This window comes from Acinetobacter sp. CAU_H_56 (assembly GCF_058599425.1).
In genome coordinates this window covers 2,089,087-2,108,630 of sequence record NZ_CM178654.1, presented here as the reverse complement: position 1 = coordinate 2,108,630, position 19,544 = coordinate 2,089,087, and the positions used below count along the sequence as shown (strand labels likewise).

Genomic DNA, 19,544 nt, shown 5'->3' with positions numbered 1-19,544 from the left:
AAAAGTTAAAAAGCTTTTTCTAGATTGGAAGAAGTATAAAAATAGGATACAAGTTGTTAAAAATTAATGAATTAATTGCAAAATCTAAAAATGGTACAGAAATTATTGTTTCTTTGATTCCCTTGAATAAAATGCAAAATACACGTCAAGGTTTTAAGGAAATTGAAGTAGGTAAAAGAGTGCTGCTTCAATCAGGAATCGAAGTTGACCTGAATCTAGACGGTCGTACATTTTATACATCTTTAAATCAATTATTTAAATTAAATCATAAAGTTATTTAATATTTAAATTATATATTGGCTAAACATTTTCTAGCCGATCTCTCTTATAATCATTATTAAAGGTTTATTTATGCTTAAGCAAAAGATCAGTGTGAAAGATCAATTCGGTGTTCAATACGTGATTCAGGCTACTGTTGATCCTGATTTTGTTCGTACACAATCGGATTCTAACGTCAAACATATTACAGTTGAAGGTGAAAATATTCGCCCAAGTTTTGAAATGTTTTTTCAAAGCACCATCAGCGGCAAAATTTTCAAAATTATTTAGTGGTCATATGACATGACCAAAAGTGCATATAAAAAATCCTGGTATCTTGCCAGGATTTTGTCTTTGAAATTATTCACTTCTTAATTAAACCTATTCATCGTCTTATAAATAAACCCTGAATTAATAAGCATATTTTAGTTCACACTTAAATCGACTTAGCCATCATTTCAGTGATATATATTTTATATCTTCTACTACTTATGCTTTTAGGCATAAAACTATTATCAACCTATAAAAAATCTAATACACATCAAATCAGAAAGCCAATCAGAGTTAAAACCAGTCAAGGTTATTATAAGTTTCGTCGGTATGAACTTAAGTCATATAAATGACTGAGGATATACAGCGGGTTTAAGGTGGTGAGCAAGGGTAGTTCAGTTTTAGTTTTGCTAGGACATTCAGAAGCTAAGTATTTAATCTTTTATTTTTGAATATTTAATACTCAATAGATGATCATAAAGTCAGGAGTTTACTCTATGAATAAATGTATAAAATTACTCGCCAAAAAAAAATTAAGTATTACTTTTCTAGAGAGTGCATCAGCAGGTTACCTGGCTTACCGATTTTCCCAAAATAAATATTCTGGCGATATTCTATATGGCGGACTGGTCTGTTATGACATGGGTGTTAAAGAAAATATTTTAAAAATCAAACCTGAATTTATTAAAAAATATACGCCGGAATCTATGGAAGTCACGCAGGAAATGGTCAGAAAAGCCAAGAAAATGTTTTATTCTGATATTTATATTGCCTGTACAGGACTATTAAAAAGAGGCGGGACAGAAACCAAAGAAAAGCCAGTAGGAACTTTTTTCTATGTGATTTCTTATAAAGATGAGCTTTATAGTTTCCGCTTTCTTTGCAGAGGAAAACCGAGAGAGAAATTAAAAAAACTGGCGAGAAATATCAATCTGAGCTTAATTGAAATCCTTGAAGGCAGTCGGGACAAGAAAAATAAGTAAATCGCTATTTATTTAGCTCTTGATAGTCGCTCATACACTGATCATGAAAATGCTCTGTTATAAAAAATCCCAGCCGAAGCTGGGATTTTTTATATTTAATTGGTCAATTAGTAAGGATAATTAGGGACAGGGCCATGCGTTGGAATGGTGAGCCATTGTCCTGTTGCCAGGCGATTTGAACCACCATCTGGTTGCGCATAGAAATACAAAGGTGGAGTAGGCAGATTAAGCATAGCGACTGAAGCATGTGCGGTTGCAGTTACAGGTAAGCCATAAAGTGCATAGAAATCTTTAAGGTCATAGCCCATGATTTTTGAACTGAGCACATAAATCAGGTCAGGGCGGCTCATGTTTTTCGCATTAAAGGCGCCTAGTCCCAGTTTATTCTTATCTGCTTGAGAGGCTTTACTTAAATCAATCTGATTATATAAACGTTGCGCCGTATTCAGTAGCCGTATGAACTCAAATACACCCTGAAGATCAGGTCGCGATTTACCTTGATGTAAACGGGTATAGTTCATGGCCATCTGGATATGGAAGGCCTGCATCGATACATGATAGCCATCTTGCCATAAGCGTTTTTCCATGGCGGCACGTTGTACCTCACCTGATAGACCAAGACTCCGTGTATCCTTGATATTGGCATATAAGGTTGGGTGGCGGAAGTTGCTGCCATTACTGTCCTGAGCATATAGATGATATTTACGCATCATGCTTAGGCCTGCCAGAATGTTGTTATTACATTCCACTACGCAACCAATAGTTATTCCGGTTTCAGTAGAAGGGAATACCATGGTTAAGACATCCTGAACAGTATTATGTCCCAGTTCATGTACCCAGCCCCAACCGGTATCAATGCCAGTTGACCCATCTGATGGATTTCCTGAGCACAGGAAGCCACAGGTCGCAATCCAGCCCACAAAATGCTGAACATTCGGTGCACGATGAACTGTGCCGGTACAATCCCAGCCTAATTCATTACAACGCTGTGCCGTACTGCTATCCAGCGGCATGTTGTTATAACCGTTGGCAATGTGGTTACTGTCAAAGATAACGCCCTTAATCTGATCCACATAGGTACGTGCCGATCGATCACCAATGGCTTTTAAAGCATAGTCATTGGTCTGTTGAATTTCACCACCAACAAATTTAAAAGTGTTCCAGCCGAAGTTTCTACTTTGCAGGATGCTGGTGGCCTCGCTAATATCCGCTTCAGTGATCGTTTGAGTAAAATCATAATGCGCATATTTTGCTGCACCTTTGATTTTTAAGGTCACCACAGAGCCTGCTTTGGCATTGCTGTAATTCAACATCAATGGTCCACCGAACGGACTGATAAAGTCATTGCTTTGAGTGGTGTCTAATTTCACGGTGAAACTATTGGGGCGGCGAGGACGTTTATAGCCGCTATCATCAAAGGGATTGCCCCAGGCACGTAAATAGCTGGTCTGGACTGAAAGCTGCGCACCTTGAGCATCAACAATCTCAATACTGACAGGTTTGCCCGGAATGCTGGCACGACCAATTGCGGTAATTCCGCTGCCTTGCGGAATGGTCACGGTAATGGTTTCAGCTTGAGTACTGACAGCCATGTTTTGTGCAGATGCTGGCATATAATCGCCAGCACCATTTGGATTTACCAATGTGGTTTTGCGTTTATAGTCCGTCCAGGAGTCGCTGGCATACGTACGCATAAAAGTCAGAGCATCACTATTTTTCGACAGTCCGCTGTAATTCACGCCTGGACGCCAGAGATCTGCCAATAACACCAAAGCTTTTAGAATCTGATTATTATTTTTTGCGCTAAATGCAGTAATGCCTTGTGCATTTAAATTTTGTAAATTGGTAGAAGCTTTATTGATGGTTTGAATCAACGAATTATTGGCATTTAAATCACCTAGACGTGCTGCACTTAGTGACTTGAAATATTCCAGCATTTGGATCGTACTATCGATGTCATTCACTTTATTCCATTGATCTGTGATGGAACGTCCTGAAGACATGAGTAAAGTATCTTGGCCACGCCAGTAATTATTATTGGTTTCAATCTTCAATGCCGAAAAGATTTTTTCCATCGGTGTAGTGACGTTATAACCCATTGCCTGGAAATATATTAGCTTACCTGCCTCCAGATATTCCTGAATCAAGCTGGATTCAAAATTATTGGCGCCGATATTACTGCCTAAAATCATCAGGTCAGCATCTTTCCAGCAGGTATTGGTTTGATCCAGTACATTACATTGTAGAAAGGTAACTTTAACCCCTAAATGCTGGGCAAAATAATTTTCTATCATGCTCAGGTTGGTTTGTGCCAGGCCATTCACGGTAAGTTTAAGTTCTTGTTTAGGCTGTGCTTGTGTTTTCCCCGTCAATAGCCAGCGAAAACCATTGTTGAGCACGGGTGCAAAATCTACCACGTCAGGACTATTCGCTGAGATCCCCCCAAGCATATTCTGGCCAAAAGCCAGCGCACGGCCTTTACCGATTTGTGATGCGACTCCCAGACCACAGCCTTTATTCGCCTGCTGACTTAAATTCCAGCCGCAGGCTTGATCTGAAACTGCGATTGGCAAAGCTGCACTTAAATCATAAGGATAAAGATTAATTGAAGCAGTTGGCGTAAATTGCAGTTGAGGTTGCAAAACTTTGCCATTTGAACTGGTATAAAGTGAGGTAATTAAACCCTTTTGCCATGTTTGTTGTTGCTTGGCGAGCTGTAAGGCCCAGTCTAGTAGTGCAGTTGAATCCTGCTCAGTTAAAGGTATCGCGTCACCTGTACTCAATGCCTGATCAATCCGATTGGTTACAGGTGGGAGAGGTGTTACAGGTGAACTATTATCTGGTACTTCTCCAGGCGCTGAGGTTGATTCTTCACTACCACCTCCACCACAGGCAATCAGACTCATCGATAACGATAAGGTCAGTAAGGCTGTTTTCAACCTCAAATAATTTCTTTCCACAATTTTCCCCAAGGTATAACCAAAAAGACGACATTATTTTTAAAGTTGTCGTAAATATCAGATGAGAATTATAGAAGTAAGTGGTAATAAAATAGAACTAATATTTAATTTAAGTATATGTTTTATAATGATAAATAGTTATTAAGAATAATATTTAATGTGATGCGGGTTGAGTTAATTTTTATTTGTTTTAATTAGGCCGCAGTTTAAAAATTGCCTCAATCCCAGCTGAAAATTCATGTTCTATCAGTTTTGACTTCGAACTTGAGTAGGGCCAGCGCAATTCTTTCTACATGTTGATAAGCAGGTTGCTCTAATTCTTCACCAAAAATATCCGGATCAATTTCCTCATAAGACCAGTCAATATTTTGATGCTGTTTCATTAAATCTTCCAGATGCTGTAAGAAGCGATTGCCTTCCTGACAAATAGTGACGCCAGTATATAAAAATAGACGTCCATTTGGACTGAGTCGTTGTAAACCCTGTTTAATAATCTTAAAAGACAATTCATTACCATCCAGTTCATTGCCTCCATGACGGTATTGCCGTTGATCTGGATCAATTAAATAAGGAGGATTGGCAAAAATCAGATCGAACTGGCCTTCAAGACCAGAAAATAAATTACTCTGCACAGGATGAATCGTACCAAAACCTGAAAAGTTGATATTAATCTGGCTATAGAGAAGGGCTTTCGGATTCAGATCTGCGACAAAGATTTCCTTATGATCTGGAAAATGTTTAGCCATATGAATTGCAGCAGCAGAAGTGCCACAGCATATTTCAGCCGCCCGTTTAAAAGAATTAGCCTGGCAAGATAAATACTGCTTTAAATGATAGGCAAAACGGTAAGTATCAGGACCAAAAAAAACAGCGTCCTGTTGGGTGGTGGGAAAGGCTGAGTGAATAAATAATTCGTCTTCGAGTGAAGCGACTCTGATCAGACTTTTATATGCATTATCCTGAACTTCTAGAAGCTGATGTTCTAACAATAATGAAAAAAGAACAGGATCAAGATCGGTAATTGTAAATTCCAGATTCCAGCCAAAGATATCCTGTAGGGTTTTATATTTATTTTTTTCGCTTCTTTTGCGATCCAGAATCCGTTGATGGGAAAGTGGCGTAATGGCGGTAAACTGATATTGCTGCTGTTTTAAAAAATTTAATAAAAAGTGCAGAGCTTGTTGCTGGCTATTTTGAATTTCTAAAATCTGGTTCATTAGATGTGCTCTTCGGTTTATTCAGAATAAATGAAAAGGTGCATACACCTGTTTAATCTATACAAGATAATGACCAGAACAGCCATTCGCTATATTGATCCATTCAAAATGCATCAGCTCAATCTTCGCCCAAAATTTACTGTTGTTCGGTAAAAAACTGATGTGAATTGGTTTAATTTGTATAGTGGTATTTTGAAGTTCAAATCCTTATAAAGAATGAATCACTTTTATTTTTATATGTTTTCTATAAAATGCCGACTGATCAAAATGATGAGTCGGCATAGACTGAATATAAATAGAAGTTTTAATGAGCAGTTTCTGGTAAATCAAACCAGATCACTTGTGCATCTTCAATTGCTTTAATCTCTGCGTCATCTATAAAGGCAATCGCGCCACCAGCTTCAACGGTATATTCTACAATTTGTACTGAGCCAGAAATCACATGTACATAATTGATATGCTGGGTTGCCTTAATATCTAGACTTTGACCTTGCTGGATCACTGCGGTTTTGACTTCTGCATTTTGACGAATGTGCATGGGTGCATTGTCATTCGGTCCACAGATTAAATGCCATTGATTCGGTTGTTCTTTGGCATCCAGACGAATTTGCTGATAATTCGGCTGAGCATCACGTTCATTCGGAATGATCCAGATTTGCAGGAGATGTACCTGTTCATCACCCTGGTTCATTTCACTATGACGTACACCGGTTCCGGCACTCATCAATTGCCATTCACCGGCTGCAATACCGCCATGATTGCCCATACTGTCCTGATGAGTAATCGTACCTTTCAATACACAGGTCAGAATTTCCATATTGTCATGCGGATGGGTACCAAAGCCCTGATGTGCATCAATCAGATCATCATTAATAACGCGTAATGCACTCACGCCCATATAGTTCGGATTGTACCAGTTGCCAAATGAGAAGCTGTGTTTAGACTCTAGCCAGCCCATTTTTACATGACCACGATTTTCACTTGGATGTAGAAAAGCTTTCATGGATTTATCTCACTTTAATTTTTAACTTGAGATCATCATACCGTTGTTTTAATTCTTAAAAAATCATAAACAGGCGACAGATCATTGCATTTTTGCAACGATATAAAAGAAAGCAGGAATAAAAAAGCCCACTCGTAAGCGGGCTTAGGGACTTAAATAAAGATTATTCAAGGAAACGGACAGTTACACCTGATTTCACTTTACGGCCTAAATCATTCGCATCCCAGTTGGTCAGACGGATACAACCATGTGACGCAGTTTTAGAGATTGCAGATGGATTTGGTGTACCGTGAATACCAAATGATTTTTTGCTTAAACCGATCCAGATATTACCTACAGGACCGTTTGGACCAGGTGGTAAAGAAAGTGGTTTCTTGTTATTGCCTTGAACGAAGTTAGATGGCGAGTAGCTATACCATGGGTTTTTCGCTACGCCAGTCACCTTATAAGTTCCTGTTGGCGATGGAGTACTTGAACTACCAATCGTTGCCGGGAAAGAAGCGATCATCTGGTTGCGGCTATTGAACAGATAAAGCTGCTTAGCACCTTTATGCGCCACAATCAAATGAATATCTTCAGGAACTTCATTGCGGATATTGGCAACAATCAGCTTTTCCCCAGCTTTCTTAAAGGTAGCTTTTGGATTTAACTTTTTCAAAAAGTCTTCATCCATATGGAATTTTTCACCCAGCATTTCAGTTACGCGAGTGTAATACAAACCTTTCATTTTTGCCTGTAAGGCATAGTCAGAAGGAATAGACTCGGTATAAGGACCTTTTAGGTCTTCTTCAGTGATGGTGTATTCCACAAAAGCAGGCTTAGAACCCTGTTTAGCCAATAGGGCATCCCAAGTTTCCTGAGTCAACGTACCTGTTGGTTTAATACCATTCATTTGCTGGAAAGATGCGATCGCTTTCAAGGTATTTTTACCGCTAGTACCGTCAATCGCACCTGGAGAAGCATGGGCATTATTCAACATGACATGCGCACGTGCATATACCGGAAATTGGCCTTTACCAATATCTTCATACCAGCTTGCATTATTAAGGCCGTCTAAAGTCCAAGATGCTTTTGCAGCAGCAGAATTTGTCGGTGCTTTAGTCGTGGTTGGAGCAGCACCGATATTGGCAGTCTGGTCTTCAGTATCTTGTAATACATCTAATGCTTCAGAAGCTTTCTTCAGATCTTGTTGTTCTTGAGCACTAATTCGAGTTTCTGCTTGTGCTGCCGAAGCTTCAGTCGCTAAAGGATCAATCGGATCCTGAACCGCAACATCAGTGACAACTTGGGGGTTTAATGGTTGTTCAGCAGTAGACGCAGCGAAAACAGTACCTGCGAAAATGCAACCTAGACTCACAGCGAGCATTGTGCGAACGAACATGTAACTCAACCTTAAAAATATTTCGTTAACTATGTGAAAAAACACTATAAGTATTACAGAAAAAATGTGGAGATGCAGTAGTTCTTTTGTGTAATTCCTCACATTTGATCACTTAACATGATCGGTTTTTAAAGTCATGAGAAGTTATTCAAAATGCAGTCATTTTGTTATGATGTGGGCAATATCAAAGATAGATAGGAAAGTGAATGACGACCTTAAAAAATGATCGTTTTCTGCGCGCATTGTTACGTGAACCTGTAGATACTACCCCTGTATGGATGATGCGTCAGGCAGGCCGTTATTTACCAGAATATCGAGAAACACGTGCCAAAGCAGGGGATTTCCTTTCTCTTTGCAAAAATACTGAATTTGCCTGTGAAGTGACTTTACAGCCTTTACGCCGTTATGAGCTGGATGCGGCCATTTTATTTTCGGATATTCTGACTGTTCCGGATGCTTTAGGTCTGGGCCTGTATTTTGAAGCAGGTGAAGGTCCGAAATTCCACAAAACTGTGCGGACTGAACAGGATGTGGCTAATTTACCCAAATTTAATGCCAAGTCTGACCTTGATTATGTAATGAATGCGGTGTCGACCATTCGTTCGGCTTTGGGTGGGCAAGTACCATTGATCGGCTTCTCTGGCAGCCCGTGGACCTTAGCGACGTATATGGTTGAAGGGGGTTCGAGCAAAGACTTCCGTTTCACTAAAAACATGATGTACGCACAGCCAGAAGTTCTGCATGCTTTATTAGAACGTTTAGCAGATGCTGTGACTGAATATCTGAATGCCCAGATCGATGCCGGTGCTCAGGCAGTACAGATCTTTGATAGCTGGGGTGGGGCACTTGCACATCGTGAATATGTTGAATTTTCACTCAATTATATGCAAAAAATCGTGGCAGGTTTGCAACGTGAAAAAGATGGCCGCAAGATTCCAGTGATTCTGTTTACCAAAGGTGGCGGTCAATGGCTAGAGCCAATGGTTGCGACCGGTGCAGATGCTTTTGGTTTGGACTGGACCACACCGCTCAATGTTGCGCGTCAGACTGTTGCAGGTCGTGCTGCGCTACAAGGTAATCTTGATCCAGCAACTTTATATGGTACTCCGGACGCGATTGCTAAAGCGACCAAGCTGATGCTGGATGATGCCTATGCCAACGGTGAAAAAACCGGTTATGTAGCCAACTTAGGTCATGGCATTACCCAATGGGTGGATCCAGCCAATCCTAAAGTATTTATTGATACCGTACATGAGTACAGCGCTAAATATCTTTAGGATGTAAACCTTGATCGACTTTTTTAAATCAGGGTTTGAATTTACCTATAAGGCAGCTTCGGCTGCCTTATTTGGGATTCTGCTCCTGCTTGCTTTTGCACAAACCGCATCGATGGGTAGTGAACTATTTTACGGTTTCTACCGCTATGATTATCTATTATTTTTTGCTTTACTGATTCAGGTGGTATTACTCTATACCAAACTGGAATCCTGGGCCGAAGCCAAAGTAATTGCCTTGTTCCATATCATGGCGATGGTCATGGAAATTTTCCTGACCCATCCGGCGATTGCATCCTGGCAATATCCGCAACCTGCAATTTTTAAAATACTGACTGTGCCTTTATTTGCCGGCTTTATGTATTCGGCTGTCGGCAGTTTTTTTGCACGTTCCTTACGCTTATACCAAGTTTCATTTGAAAAATTGCCGCGCTTTAGCCATATGCTGGCATTGGCAGTGTTGTCTTATATCAACTTCATGAGCAAGTTTTTTATTCCGGATTACCGCATCATTCTCTTTATATGGAGTGTGATAATTTTCTGGAACACCCGTATCCGTTTTCAGTTGAATCAGCATACCTTTCAATTACCAATGTTACCTGTATTAGCATTACTGGCTTTTATTATCTGGATTGCGGAAAACATTAGTACTTTCTATCAGATCTGGCTCTATCCAAGTCAGGTAGAGAAATGGCATATGGTCGGTTGGGCCAAACTGGGTTCCTGGTATCTGCTGTTATTGTTAAGTCTGGTATTAGTAATGAAGATTTTAGGTATTCGTGATCAGCAAGGAAACTGGAAGCTGAAAAGCTAAAATCGCTGATGAATGCACAGAATATTAAAGATGAAAAAATGAGCAAATTTGTTTTGCCATATGTCTAACTTCTCGATAATCTAACAGCGTGTAATCACAAATACACAAAAATGCATTAACAAGAAAGCTTTATAAAAATTTTTCTGGAGAATGATGAATGTTAAAAAAAATTGCTTTGGCTGCAGTATTGGCAGTCGGTTCAACAGCTGCTTTTGCTGACCGTGACACAGGTTGTGGTATTGGTACTCAGGTATGGGCAGGCCAATCAGGTAAATTGCCAAAAATCCTGGCAGCAACAACGAATGGTATCTTCGCTAACCAGTTATTCGGTATTACCTTTGGTACTTTAGGCTGTAGCGGTACTGGTACAATTACTGCAAAAGTGGTAACTTTTACCAATGAAAATGCTGAAGCGCTGGCACGTGATATGGCAGTCGGTGAAGGTGAAAGCCTGAATGTACTGGCTGAATTGCTGAATATCAAATCTGAAGATAAGGCACGTTTCTTTAGCGTATCTAAAAATAACTTCTCTCAAATCTATGCAGCAGAAAATGAAACTTCTCTAGACGTTTTGGCATCTCTGCAACAAGTGATGGCAAATGACGACGTGCTGAAAGCTTACGTTTAATCTGCCCGAAAACCCTGTCTGATGGCAGGGTTTTTTTATGTCCAAAAAATGAGAAAGTCATGATTCAGATGAAGTCCTGCGTATTTACCTGTTCCAGCATTTTAATTAGTTGTTTTAGTTCTACTATTTATGCAAATCTTGCAGAACAATATATCCAGCAGGCGGAAAACCGGCGACTTGATCAGGACATCACCTGGAAACGTTTAATGTATGCAGGTGAAAATGGGCAAAGTGAAGTTAGCTATGCCGGCTATTTTTATCATCCTGAAGGGCAAAAGAATTTAAAGGCAGAACTTGCAGAGAATATTAAAGCTTTATTTCATGAGGCTGAACCAGATCAGTCTATTCAATGCCGTTTCCCAGCACGCAGTCAATTTCTTATCCAGAAACTGCAGATTCCTGCTGATGCATTGCCAAAAACAGAATGTTCAGAACTGGATCAGTGGCTTTCCGAGATCAAGCCGTATAAAGCAACCCTGATTTATGCCACCGATTTTATGGGTAATCCCAGCTCGATGTTTGGGCATACCTTGCTACGACTCGATCCCAAAGATCAGGCTGAACTGAAACTGGTTTCTTATGCGGTGAATTATGCTGCAACGGTTGAGGGAGAGCAGAGCTGGTCCTATGCCTGGAAAGGTTTAACCGGGCAATATCCCGGTGAATATTCCCTGATGCCTTATTATCGTAAGGTTAAAGAATATGGTGATTTTGAAAGTCGAGATCTGTGGGAATATGAACTCACCTTAACGCCAGAAGAAACCCAATTTCTGGTGCAGCATATCTGGGAAATGAAGCATGTACAGTTTCCCTACTATTTTGTGCAGGACAATTGTGCTTACCGTTTATTAGGCTTGATTGATCTGGTACGGCCAGAAGCAAACTTGCAGGAAAAATTTAAAGTTGCTGCCATTCCCGTGGAAACCATTAAAGCGATTCAGCAACAAAAACTGATTAAAGATGTAGTCTATCGCCCGGCACTGGAAACCCAGCTGAATGCACAGGCAGCACAGCATGGTCATAAACTTGCCCGCACAGCACATGAATTAGCATTAGCAGCGCAGAATCAGGATCAAAGTTTATTAGCATCTTATTCAACACAGGATCAGGCCAAAATTTTGGAGATGGCCTATGATGATCTGTACCTACAGTTTATCGGTCAGAAAGTTGATCCCAAAATTGCCCAGCCAAGATTACGTCAGCTTCTGATTCAGCGAAGCCAGCTGCCTTTTGAACGTCAGCGACTGCAAGTCTCGACACCAGAAACTGATCCGGTACAAGGACATGCAGCACGTAATTTCTCACTTAAAACCGGCGAAGTTCAAGGCAAAAAAATCATCGAAATCGGTCACCGGCAGGCCTATCATGACCTGATGGATCCGCAAGGCGGGCTGCGTACAGGAACCCAATTATTATTCCTTGATGGTGCATTGCAGTATCGTGATGACCGCGTGAAGCTGGAACACCTGGATCTACTTACAGTGAATTCCTATAACCCGATCAATGCATTTAAAGCGCCGTTATCTTGGGGCTTTAATCTAGGCTGGAAACAGGAAGCACTGGATCAGCATGGCCAGTTTAGTACCGAGCAGCAGCATGGTGTAGCCAATTTTCAGGTTCAGGGTGGCTATAGCTGGGCAAATGAAGCACGTGAACATCTCTGCTATGTGCAACTACAAAATCATGTGCAGGCCGGAAAAGCGCTAGACAAAGGATGGCGTATCGGTATGGGGCCAACGGTGGGTTGCCAGAATATCTGGACGGATCAGATCAATAGTCTGGTACAGGTGGAATTACCGTATTGGGAAGACTCCCATCAGTGGCAACTGAAATTGAAAAGCCAGTTGCAATATGCATGGAATACACAAAATGCCATTCGGGCGGGCTGGGAATATCAGCAACAGGACTCGAAAGACTGGGAAAAATGGAGTTTGGGTTTAGTCCATTATTTTTAATTTGGCTAACATAACCTCGAATATTGAGTAAATGAAGTTTATAGATCAAATGACTTGTATTTGAATGTTTCAAATAAATTCATGTTCGGAGACTTCTACCGATATTATCAAAGATTGTATTCAGTAATTGGGTTAAAATGCCTGAATATTGTTGTATTTGTCACATAATATCACTGCGAATCGCAAAGTATCGGGAAAAGTTATATGAATAATGAGTGTATGGCTATGCTGGCGGAGCAGTGGGAGCAGATCTGTCAAAATTATTCATCGGATGATTTGCTACACGCATTTCAGTTTATTCAAGACCACTCTTTGGTACTGGTAGAAGAATTCTATAAAAATATGCTCTTGGAAGAAGAAGCATCTCAATATTTTACTGATGAGCTGATTCAGCAGCGTTTACGCGATACTTTACATCAGTGGCTTTCAGAAAGTTTTAGTGTAGCGCTGAATAAGCGTTATGCAGAAGCCGTGCAAAAACAGAATATCGTTGGACATGTGCATGCACGGGTCGGGATTCCATCCTGGCTGATTATGCGCGGTGTACGGGAAATTCAGCGCAAAATGTTTGAATTGCTGAGTTTGAATCCGCAGCCAAACATGCTCACTACCTGTAGTTATATTGTGCAAATCATGGGATTTGCCACAGAAATTATGTGTCGTTCCTATGAGGCAAAATCAGTCCAGAATCAGGAAATGAAGCACAGTTACCGGGTATTTTCTGCAATGCAGGATGTTGCGGTACAAAAAGATAAACAGCGCAGTTCATTGCTGGATTGGGAAAATGAGCTGATGTTCAAGGTCTTTTCTGGCACTACAGGCATTAGACATCAAATGCTGTCCAAGTCAGAATTTGGCTTATGGTTTATTCATAAGGCGTCTTATGCCTTTACCGGTTCTGATCAGGTCGATTTAATTATCGAGCGAATTTATCAGATCGATACGCTGAATCAGGCAGTGCTGGAATGTACTGAAAAAGATCAGATGCTGAATCTGATTCAAAGTATTCGTGACTTAAACCGTGAAATACAGCACTTGGTCGATCAATTATTTCAGGTTGCAGATTACATCGAATCTGGAAATGACTCGTTAACCCAGTTATTGAATCGCCGTTATTTAAATACCATTATTTCACGTGAAATTAACTTTTCTCGTGATAACCAGACACCATTATCCTTGCTAGCGATTGATGCCGATTTCTTCAAAGCCATTAATGATAAATATGGTCATGCAGCTGGTGATCTAGCCTTAAAATTTATTGCTGATGCTCTACAGAAATACATTCAGGGTAGTGACTATGCATTCTGTGTCGGTGGGGAAGAATTCCTGCTGCTGCTGGTCGATTCCGATGAAAGACGTGCACTGAACATTGCTGAAAATATCCGTAAATATGTAGAGCATGGCTTGATCAATACGGCTCAAGGGCAGCAATTCAGACTCACGGTTAGTATTGGCTGTGCGTTATTTGATGGTCATCCAGATTACCAAAGATTCCTGGATGCCGCAGATGCTGCACTATATATGGCTAAAAATACAGGGCGTAACCGGGTCTATCTGGCGCAACCTTCTCAAATTCAGGGTGCACAAAAAGCATCTGTTTAATTTAAAGCTTGCTGCTGAATTGCAGCCTGAAATTGCTGTTTTTGCCGCACATATTCGGGATGGACTTTGGCTTCATCCCATTTTTGTTTAAATATTTTCGCTGCAGCAGCTTTAACCGGATCTTCAGAACTGCGCGGCAATTCTTCACGCCCATGCGCACCACTTAAACCCTTTTTATCATCTGGAACTGGCCCATCGTATTTTTTGCCACCTTTATGATTGGCATAACGCCGGGCGCGGGTATAACCCATTTGTAAAAACTTGCGTGCCATATCGGCCCCGACAAAATCTTCCTGTTTTAAATATTCCAGAAACAGGGCATAAATTTTTTAACTACTGGCTCGGGCTTTTTCCGCATCTGCAAAACGCCAGTGGGGCAAAATTTCTGACTTATAAGGTTCCACTAAAAGCACGCCTTGCTCACCGCGTCCGATCCGGTATAAGTCCGGACGTTTACGGAAATCAATTTTCTTAAAATCTAGACTATAGTCAAAACTATTTGAATGAATACGTGAAGGGCGTTTAGGCGGATCAGGCTGCTTTCTACTCATGGCTGTTTCCAGAATTTATACACTTGGATCATGCAGCCTTCCAAACAAAAGGTCTGTATTTAAACATGGCAGGAAATGTAGTTAGAAAATTAATTATGCAGCATCAATTTGTTTATTTGGAAGAAGGGGAGCAGGTTAATTAAGACAACTTTTTGAAAAGAATGTAGGGATAAAATTTTAAGAAATTGAATGAATAAGTAGAAAAGTTAAGGAATTGATTGCAAAATTCCTTAACTGATGAAGATATTGAATTCGTACTTATCTTTTAACTTTCTACCACGACATAATATTTTTTAACGGCTTCAACCACTTCAAAAGTGCCAATAAAACCGGGTGGAATAATGCCGGCTTCACCTGCCTTGATTTCAACAAAGGATTGTCCCTGAGCATCATGTAAACGGACGATCCCTTCGATTACCTGAAAGAATTCCTGTTTATTTTCAGCGAATACAATATTCCAGGCACCCACTTCACATTGCCAGGTTCCGCAATCCATATTGGGATGTTGATAGGCACTCTGGGTCAGGCGTTTAGGATTGCCTTTAACCAGCCGGTCTGGACGTGGATAATCGATACTTTCTTCAGCCTGGCCTAAACCTTGACCCGCAATCCAAATAGATGACATTTTCATAACCTCATCGTGTAAAAAAGCCCCAATATCAATTGAGGCTTTCATTTATGAATCTATATTAATAACTTTCAGGTACAGCACCTAAAAACTCACGGCGGACTTCTTTATCGGTTTTAAAGTCACCGATAAATGACACCGTACGCGTCGTTGATTCCTGTTTACCAACACCACGCATCATCATACACATATGTGCTGAATCAATCATCACAGCCACACCACGTGCATTGGTGACTTCAGCAACTGCTTCTGCGATTTGCTGGGTCAGATTTTCCTGAATCTGCAAACGACGGGCAAACATTTCAGTAATACGTGCAAATTTAGACAGCCCCAATACTTTGCCTTCAGGTAAATAGGCAATATGTACACGGCCATAAAATGGCAATAAATGGTGTTCGCACAGGGAATAAAATTCGATATTTTTCACTAAAACCATTTCACGGTTATCTGATGGGAAAACCGCACTATTGGTCACTTCTTCCAGAGTCTGGCTATAACCTGAGGTTAAATACGAAAACGCTTTCGCAGCACGCACGGGCGTATCTTTGAGACCAGGGCGATTGAGATCTTCACCAACGGCAGTAAGAATGTTTGCGTAAGATTGCTGCATAGTCATATGACGTATTCACTTAAACTGAGAATGAACAAGGACGGCATTGTAGCAGAAATCTTTTACAATGCCTTGTTTTGAGGGTAAATCCGCTTACTGTTTAAACTTTGGATTTTTTTCTGCACGTTTTAGCAAAACTAAAACTGCACCAGTGCCACCCTGTTTTTCAGGCGCACTGACAAAGGCCAGAACATCACGGTGCTGACGTAGCCAGCCGTTGACATAGGTTTTTAAGATTGCTTCTGGCCCTTTGCCATGTACGATCTTGATCACGTTCTGGTTTTCATCTTTGGCGATCTGGATAATCTGAAGCACAGCCTGACGTGCTTCTTCGACCGTACAACCATGCAGGTCGACAGCTTCAAACCAGCGCAGATTTCCTGCTTTTAAATCTTCAAAAACCTTATGCTGCAAGGTCGCAATGCGGTAGCTTAAGCTAGCCTGACTGCCAACCGGATTGAGCATGGCTTGAGTATCAGATAGAACGGTTTCATCGGTATGCATGGGACCTTCGGCAGCAGCACGCTTGGCCAAGGTTTGTGCATCAACTTTTTTCTTGGGAGATTTTTCAATTTTCGCAATATTGCCGGCATCAATTTTTTGTACGCCTTGCATCTGCTTGCGAAATAGATCGAGGTCTTCCTCCTGTTCCTGCTCCGCTGTTTTCACGACAGGGGCAACAGGTTCGGCCTTAGGCTGAGGATGACTAATTTGCTTTTTAAGATTTTTGAGTAAATTATACTGATCTTTAGAAAGCGAAGAATCGTGTTTGCTCATAATCTGGAAACGGGGGAGATACTGAATTTGGTAAATTATAGTCTTAAATCACTGAAAGGAGAAATGAATTGCACTAAATACAACATATCCCAAACCTAGCTTTAATTTCTGGATGGTTTTCTATTATTGAAGAGCTGGTTGAAATTTAAATAGAAAATAATTCATGAATTTTCTCCTTTTATCATTTTAACAGTTGCCTCGATGGAACATCTCTCTTTAAATATAAATCAATCAAACCTGGAAAATTAAAAATGAGTTATTCAGGCAGTTGTTTGTGTGGCAATGTCCAGTTCAAAGTAAATACGAATATTCAGACCATGTATCATTGTCACTGCAGTTTATGTCGTAAACAGAGTGGTACGGCCGCGAATGCAGCAACTTTAGTTCATCAGCAATATTTTGAATGGACCTCAGGACACGCTTCAATTTCCTGTTATCAAAAAGAGACCGGATTTCGTTCTCATTTTTGTCAACACTGTGGCTCGCCTGTACCAAATCAGGTAGGTACAACTGTATTGACCTGGATTCCTTTGGGACTTTTGGATCAAGCACCCAAAATTCAGCAAAGACTGAGTTTTTGTCTGAACTCTAAAGTAGATTGGGCAGATGAAATCAAGGCGGATGAGTGCTATTCTGAACTGCCAGAATTTGAAAAATTAATCTCTTATTTTGATCATTCAACTCAGTATTAAATTTCGTTATTAGAAATAAAAAAGCCCCATGCTGAGATGGAGCTTTTTTATACTTAATATTTTAAACCGATTCAGGCTCACCGAATAAATCACGGAAAGCGTGATCTGGGCGTGGCTGTTTCATGAAACTTTCACCGACCAGGAAAGCATGAATATCATGTTCCTGCATCATCGCAACATCAGCAGGGGTCGCAATACCGCTTTCAGTGACCAGCAGGCGTGAAGGATCCAGTAATTTTTTCAGACGTAGTGATGTATTCAGGTCGACATCAAAAGTTTTTAAATTACGGTTGTTTACACCCAGTAGACAACGATCAGAAAGTTTTAAAGCACGCCCTAATTCTTCTTCATCATGCACTTCAACCAGTACATCCAGATTATGCTCAAATGCGGTTTTAGACATTTCCTCTAACTGCTGATCAGACAGACAGGCCACGATCAGCAAAATACAGTCCGCATTTAAGGCACGTGCTTCAATCACACCATAAGGATCGATCAGGAAGTCTTTACGCAGCGCAGGCAAGTCACAGTGCGAACGGGCGATCTGAATATTTTCATCAGCACCCTGGAAAAAATCCACATCTGTCAGTACAGATAAACAGGCAGCGCCGGCATCCTGATATTGCGCCGCAATTTCTGCAGGATTGAAGTTATCACGAATCACGCCTTTGGACGGAGAAGCCTTTTTAATTTCAGCGATTACACCCGGGCGTTTAGACATTAAAGATTGAGCAAAACCACGTACAGGTGTCGCGCCTTGAGCTAACTCTTCTATATCCTTATAGCTTTTCTGCTTAAGACGAAGAGCGAACTCTTCTTTCTTACGATCAACAATTTTACCCAAAATTGTATTTGCAATATCAACCATGATTCAAATTCCTGACCGTATTAAGCTTCGTATTGTTTGATGGTTTTGGTGAATTCTGACAGCACGCTCATTTTTTCCAGTGCCTGACCACCATAAATAATATCGTGTGCCAGTGCCACACCTTGTTTATAGCTTGAAGTCAGGCCTGATACATAAATTCCAGCACCAGCATTTAGAGCAATCATATTGGCAGCCTTATGACCGATCTCAGATTTCTTCTTGCCTAAGGCATCTTTAATCAAAGCCAGACTTTCTGCTGAGCTTTCAATAATTAAACCAGTTAAGGTTTGCGATTCAATATCGACCTGTTCAGGAATGATTTCCCATTCAGTGATTTCACCGTTTTTCAGCTCAGCCACATAGGTAGAGGAAGCCAGACTAATTTCATCTAAGCCATCACGTGAATGTACGACCATCACATGTTCAGCACCGAGCTGTTTCATGACTTCTGCAATCGGGCGGCAAAGTTCATTGGAAAATACCCCGATGACTAAACGTTTTACACCGGCCGGATTCGTAAGCGGGCCGAGCAGGTTGAAAATACTACGAATACCCAGTTCTTTACGTGGACCAATCGCATATTTCATGGCTTTGTGATGGTTTGGCGCGAACAGGAAGCCCACACCAATATCACGGATACAGCGTTCGGTTTGCTGCATATTCAAATCAAGATTAATACCTGCCTGTTCCAGTAAGTCTGAAGAACCTGATTTGGTAGAAACACCACGGTTACCATGTTTGGCAATGGTTGCACCAGCTGCTGCAATTACAAAGGCTGAAGCGGTAGATACGTTAAACAGGTTTTGTCCATCACCGCCTGTACCGACGATATCCACCAGATGAGGGACATCACTGACATCGATTTTGGTTGCTAGTTCACGCATGACACGTGCTGCAGCAGTAATCTCGTCAATACTTTCGCCTTTGAGGCGTAGACCCATGAGCAGAGCACCGATCTGGGCATCGGTTGCTTCGCCAGACATGATGGTACGCATCACGTCTTCCATTTGTTCCTGAGTCAGGTGAATGTTTTTAGTAATATTGCTTAAAGCTTGTTGAATATTCATGACTTG

18 protein-coding genes and 1 pseudogene are annotated in these 19,544 nt (G+C 40.9%); 9 read left to right on the top strand and 10 right to left on the bottom strand.

The features are described from left to right. Positions 1-53 precede the first annotated feature (53 nt). From AC4MCC_RS10045 to AC4MCC_RS10035, 3 genes are all read left to right on the top strand, one after another. Positions 54-281, top strand: coding sequence for a hypothetical protein (locus tag AC4MCC_RS10045; protein WP_004782813.1), 228 nt, complete (start codon positions 54-56; stop codon positions 279-281). A gap of 70 nt (positions 282-351) precedes the next feature. Further along, entirely contained in the window at positions 352-549 is a 198-nt protein-coding gene (locus AC4MCC_RS10040) for a hypothetical protein (protein WP_419363401.1), read from the top strand. A 476-nt stretch (positions 550-1,025) separates the two neighbouring features. After that, positions 1,026-1,511 carry a CinA family protein gene (locus tag AC4MCC_RS10035; protein ID WP_034706081.1) on the top strand — a complete coding sequence of 162 codons (486 nt, stop codon included), beginning with the start codon at positions 1,026-1,028 and terminating at the stop codon, positions 1,509-1,511. A 107-nt stretch (positions 1,512-1,618) separates the two neighbouring features. On the opposite strand, the gene AC4MCC_RS10030 is transcribed toward AC4MCC_RS10035, so the two are convergent. The 4 genes from AC4MCC_RS10030 to AC4MCC_RS10015 all read right to left on the bottom strand — a co-directional run bounded on the left by AC4MCC_RS10030 (position 1,619) and on the right by AC4MCC_RS10015 (position 8,072). Beyond that, complete coding sequence (locus AC4MCC_RS10030) at positions 1,619-4,450, bottom strand: ImpA family metalloprotease (RefSeq protein WP_491885223.1); 2,832 nt, start codon at positions 4,448-4,450, stop codon at positions 1,619-1,621. A gap of 257 nt (positions 4,451-4,707) precedes the next feature. Beyond that, entirely contained in the window at positions 4,708-5,688 is a 981-nt protein-coding gene (locus AC4MCC_RS10025; protein ID WP_491885222.1) for a methyltransferase, read from the bottom strand. Between the two features lie 304 nt (positions 5,689-5,992). Then, positions 5,993-6,691 carry a pirin family protein gene (locus AC4MCC_RS10020; RefSeq protein WP_419374415.1) on the bottom strand — a complete coding sequence of 233 codons (699 nt, stop codon included), beginning with the start codon at positions 6,689-6,691 and terminating at the stop codon, positions 5,993-5,995. Between the two features lie 163 nt (positions 6,692-6,854). Continuing rightward, complete coding sequence (locus AC4MCC_RS10015; protein ID WP_491885221.1) at positions 6,855-8,072, bottom strand: L,D-transpeptidase family protein; 1,218 nt, start codon at positions 8,070-8,072, stop codon at positions 6,855-6,857. A 206-nt stretch (positions 8,073-8,278) separates the two neighbouring features. On the opposite strand from AC4MCC_RS10015, the gene hemE reads away from it, so the two are divergent. From hemE to AC4MCC_RS09990, 5 genes are all read left to right on the top strand, one after another. Beyond that, positions 8,279-9,349: a uroporphyrinogen decarboxylase gene (gene hemE / locus AC4MCC_RS10010; RefSeq protein ID WP_419374416.1), complete on the top strand. Its 1,071-nt coding sequence runs from the start codon at positions 8,279-8,281 to the stop codon at positions 9,347-9,349. Positions 9,350-9,359: 10 nt separating this feature from the next. Continuing rightward, the gene (locus AC4MCC_RS10005) at positions 9,360-10,160 is read left to right on the top strand and encodes a DUF817 family protein (protein ID WP_491885220.1); all 801 of its coding nucleotides are present in this window, start codon (positions 9,360-9,362) and stop codon (positions 10,158-10,160) included. Positions 10,161-10,317: 157 nt separating this feature from the next. Continuing rightward, a complete protein-coding gene (locus AC4MCC_RS10000) occupies positions 10,318-10,788 on the top strand; it encodes a DUF3015 family protein (protein WP_347454358.1) in 471 nt (156 codons plus the stop codon). A gap of 68 nt (positions 10,789-10,856) precedes the next feature. Next, a complete protein-coding gene (locus AC4MCC_RS09995; RefSeq protein WP_491885851.1) occupies positions 10,857-12,743 on the top strand; it encodes an Lnb N-terminal periplasmic domain-containing protein in 1,887 nt (628 codons plus the stop codon). A 204-nt stretch (positions 12,744-12,947) separates the two neighbouring features. Continuing rightward, positions 12,948-14,345: a diguanylate cyclase gene (locus AC4MCC_RS09990; RefSeq protein WP_491885219.1), complete on the top strand. Its 1,398-nt coding sequence runs from the start codon at positions 12,948-12,950 to the stop codon at positions 14,343-14,345. Here the strand turns inward: AC4MCC_RS09990 and AC4MCC_RS09985 are convergent. The 4 genes and pseudogenes from AC4MCC_RS09985 to AC4MCC_RS09970 form a co-directional block, all read right to left on the bottom strand. Continuing rightward, positions 14,342-14,896, bottom strand: a pseudogene (locus AC4MCC_RS09985) (DUF4385 domain-containing protein). The gene AC4MCC_RS09990 and the pseudogene AC4MCC_RS09985 sit on opposite strands and share 4 nt — an antisense overlap. 265 nt (positions 14,897-15,161) lie before the next feature. Beyond that, the gene (locus AC4MCC_RS09980) at positions 15,162-15,521 is read right to left on the bottom strand and encodes a cupin domain-containing protein (RefSeq protein ID WP_419363424.1); all 360 of its coding nucleotides are present in this window, start codon (positions 15,519-15,521) and stop codon (positions 15,162-15,164) included. A gap of 64 nt (positions 15,522-15,585) precedes the next feature. After that, positions 15,586-16,134, bottom strand: a complete 549-nt coding sequence (gene folE / locus AC4MCC_RS09975) for a GTP cyclohydrolase I FolE (protein WP_171064799.1) — start codon at positions 16,132-16,134, stop codon at positions 15,586-15,588. 93 nt (positions 16,135-16,227) lie between these two features. Beyond that, entirely contained in the window at positions 16,228-16,911 is a 684-nt protein-coding gene (locus AC4MCC_RS09970; protein WP_491880746.1) for a Smr/MutS family protein, read from the bottom strand. Between the two features lie 251 nt (positions 16,912-17,162). Between AC4MCC_RS09970 and AC4MCC_RS09965 the strand changes: the two genes are divergently transcribed. Continuing rightward, entirely contained in the window at positions 17,163-17,603 is a 441-nt protein-coding gene (locus tag AC4MCC_RS09965) for a GFA family protein (RefSeq protein WP_491880747.1), read from the top strand. Between the two features lie 61 nt (positions 17,604-17,664). On the opposite strand, the gene trpC is transcribed toward AC4MCC_RS09965, so the two are convergent. Both trpC and trpD read right to left on the bottom strand, forming a co-directional pair. Then, the gene (trpC, locus tag AC4MCC_RS09960; protein WP_491875982.1) at positions 17,665-18,471 is read right to left on the bottom strand and encodes an indole-3-glycerol phosphate synthase TrpC; all 807 of its coding nucleotides are present in this window, start codon (positions 18,469-18,471) and stop codon (positions 17,665-17,667) included. 20 nt (positions 18,472-18,491) lie between these two features. Further along, entirely contained in the window at positions 18,492-19,538 is a 1,047-nt protein-coding gene (gene trpD / locus AC4MCC_RS09955) for an anthranilate phosphoribosyltransferase (protein WP_491885218.1), read from the bottom strand. Between the last annotated feature and the right edge of the window lie 6 nt (positions 19,539-19,544).

What these genes read in the sequence shown, in the direction of transcription:
- AC4MCC_RS10040 (WP_419363401.1), top strand. Translation starts at nt 352, where the DNA reads ATGCTTAAGCAAAAGATCAGTGTGAAAGATCAATTCGGTGTTCAATAC.
- AC4MCC_RS10035 (WP_034706081.1), top strand. Translation starts at nt 1,026, where the DNA reads ATGAATAAATGTATAAAATTACTCGCCAAAAAAAAATTAAGTATTACT.
- AC4MCC_RS10025 (WP_491885222.1), bottom strand. Translation starts at nt 5,688, where the DNA reads ATGAACCAGATTTTAGAAATTCAAAATAGCCAGCAACAAGCTCTGCAC.
- AC4MCC_RS10020 (WP_419374415.1), bottom strand. Translation starts at nt 6,691, where the DNA reads ATGAAAGCTTTTCTACATCCAAGTGAAAATCGTGGTCATGTAAAAATG.
- AC4MCC_RS10015 (WP_491885221.1), bottom strand. Translation starts at nt 8,072, where the DNA reads ATGTTCGTTCGCACAATGCTCGCTGTGAGTCTAGGTTGCATTTTCGCA.
- hemE (WP_419374416.1), top strand. Translation starts at nt 8,279, where the DNA reads ATGACGACCTTAAAAAATGATCGTTTTCTGCGCGCATTGTTACGTGAA.
- AC4MCC_RS10000 (WP_347454358.1), top strand. Translation starts at nt 10,318, where the DNA reads ATGTTAAAAAAAATTGCTTTGGCTGCAGTATTGGCAGTCGGTTCAACA.
- AC4MCC_RS09995 (WP_491885851.1), top strand. Translation starts at nt 10,857, where the DNA reads ATGAAGTCCTGCGTATTTACCTGTTCCAGCATTTTAATTAGTTGTTTT.
- AC4MCC_RS09990 (WP_491885219.1), top strand. Translation starts at nt 12,948, where the DNA reads ATGAATAATGAGTGTATGGCTATGCTGGCGGAGCAGTGGGAGCAGATC.
- AC4MCC_RS09980 (WP_419363424.1), bottom strand. Translation starts at nt 15,521, where the DNA reads ATGTCATCTATTTGGATTGCGGGTCAAGGTTTAGGCCAGGCTGAAGAA.
- folE (WP_171064799.1), bottom strand. Translation starts at nt 16,134, where the DNA reads ATGCAGCAATCTTACGCAAACATTCTTACTGCCGTTGGTGAAGATCTC.
- AC4MCC_RS09970 (WP_491880746.1), bottom strand. Translation starts at nt 16,911, where the DNA reads ATGAGCAAACACGATTCTTCGCTTTCTAAAGATCAGTATAATTTACTC.
- AC4MCC_RS09965 (WP_491880747.1), top strand. Translation starts at nt 17,163, where the DNA reads ATGAGTTATTCAGGCAGTTGTTTGTGTGGCAATGTCCAGTTCAAAGTA.
- trpC (WP_491875982.1), bottom strand. Translation starts at nt 18,471, where the DNA reads ATGGTTGATATTGCAAATACAATTTTGGGTAAAATTGTTGATCGTAAG.
- trpD (WP_491885218.1), bottom strand. Translation starts at nt 19,538, where the DNA reads ATGAATATTCAACAAGCTTTAAGCAATATTACTAAAAACATTCACCTG.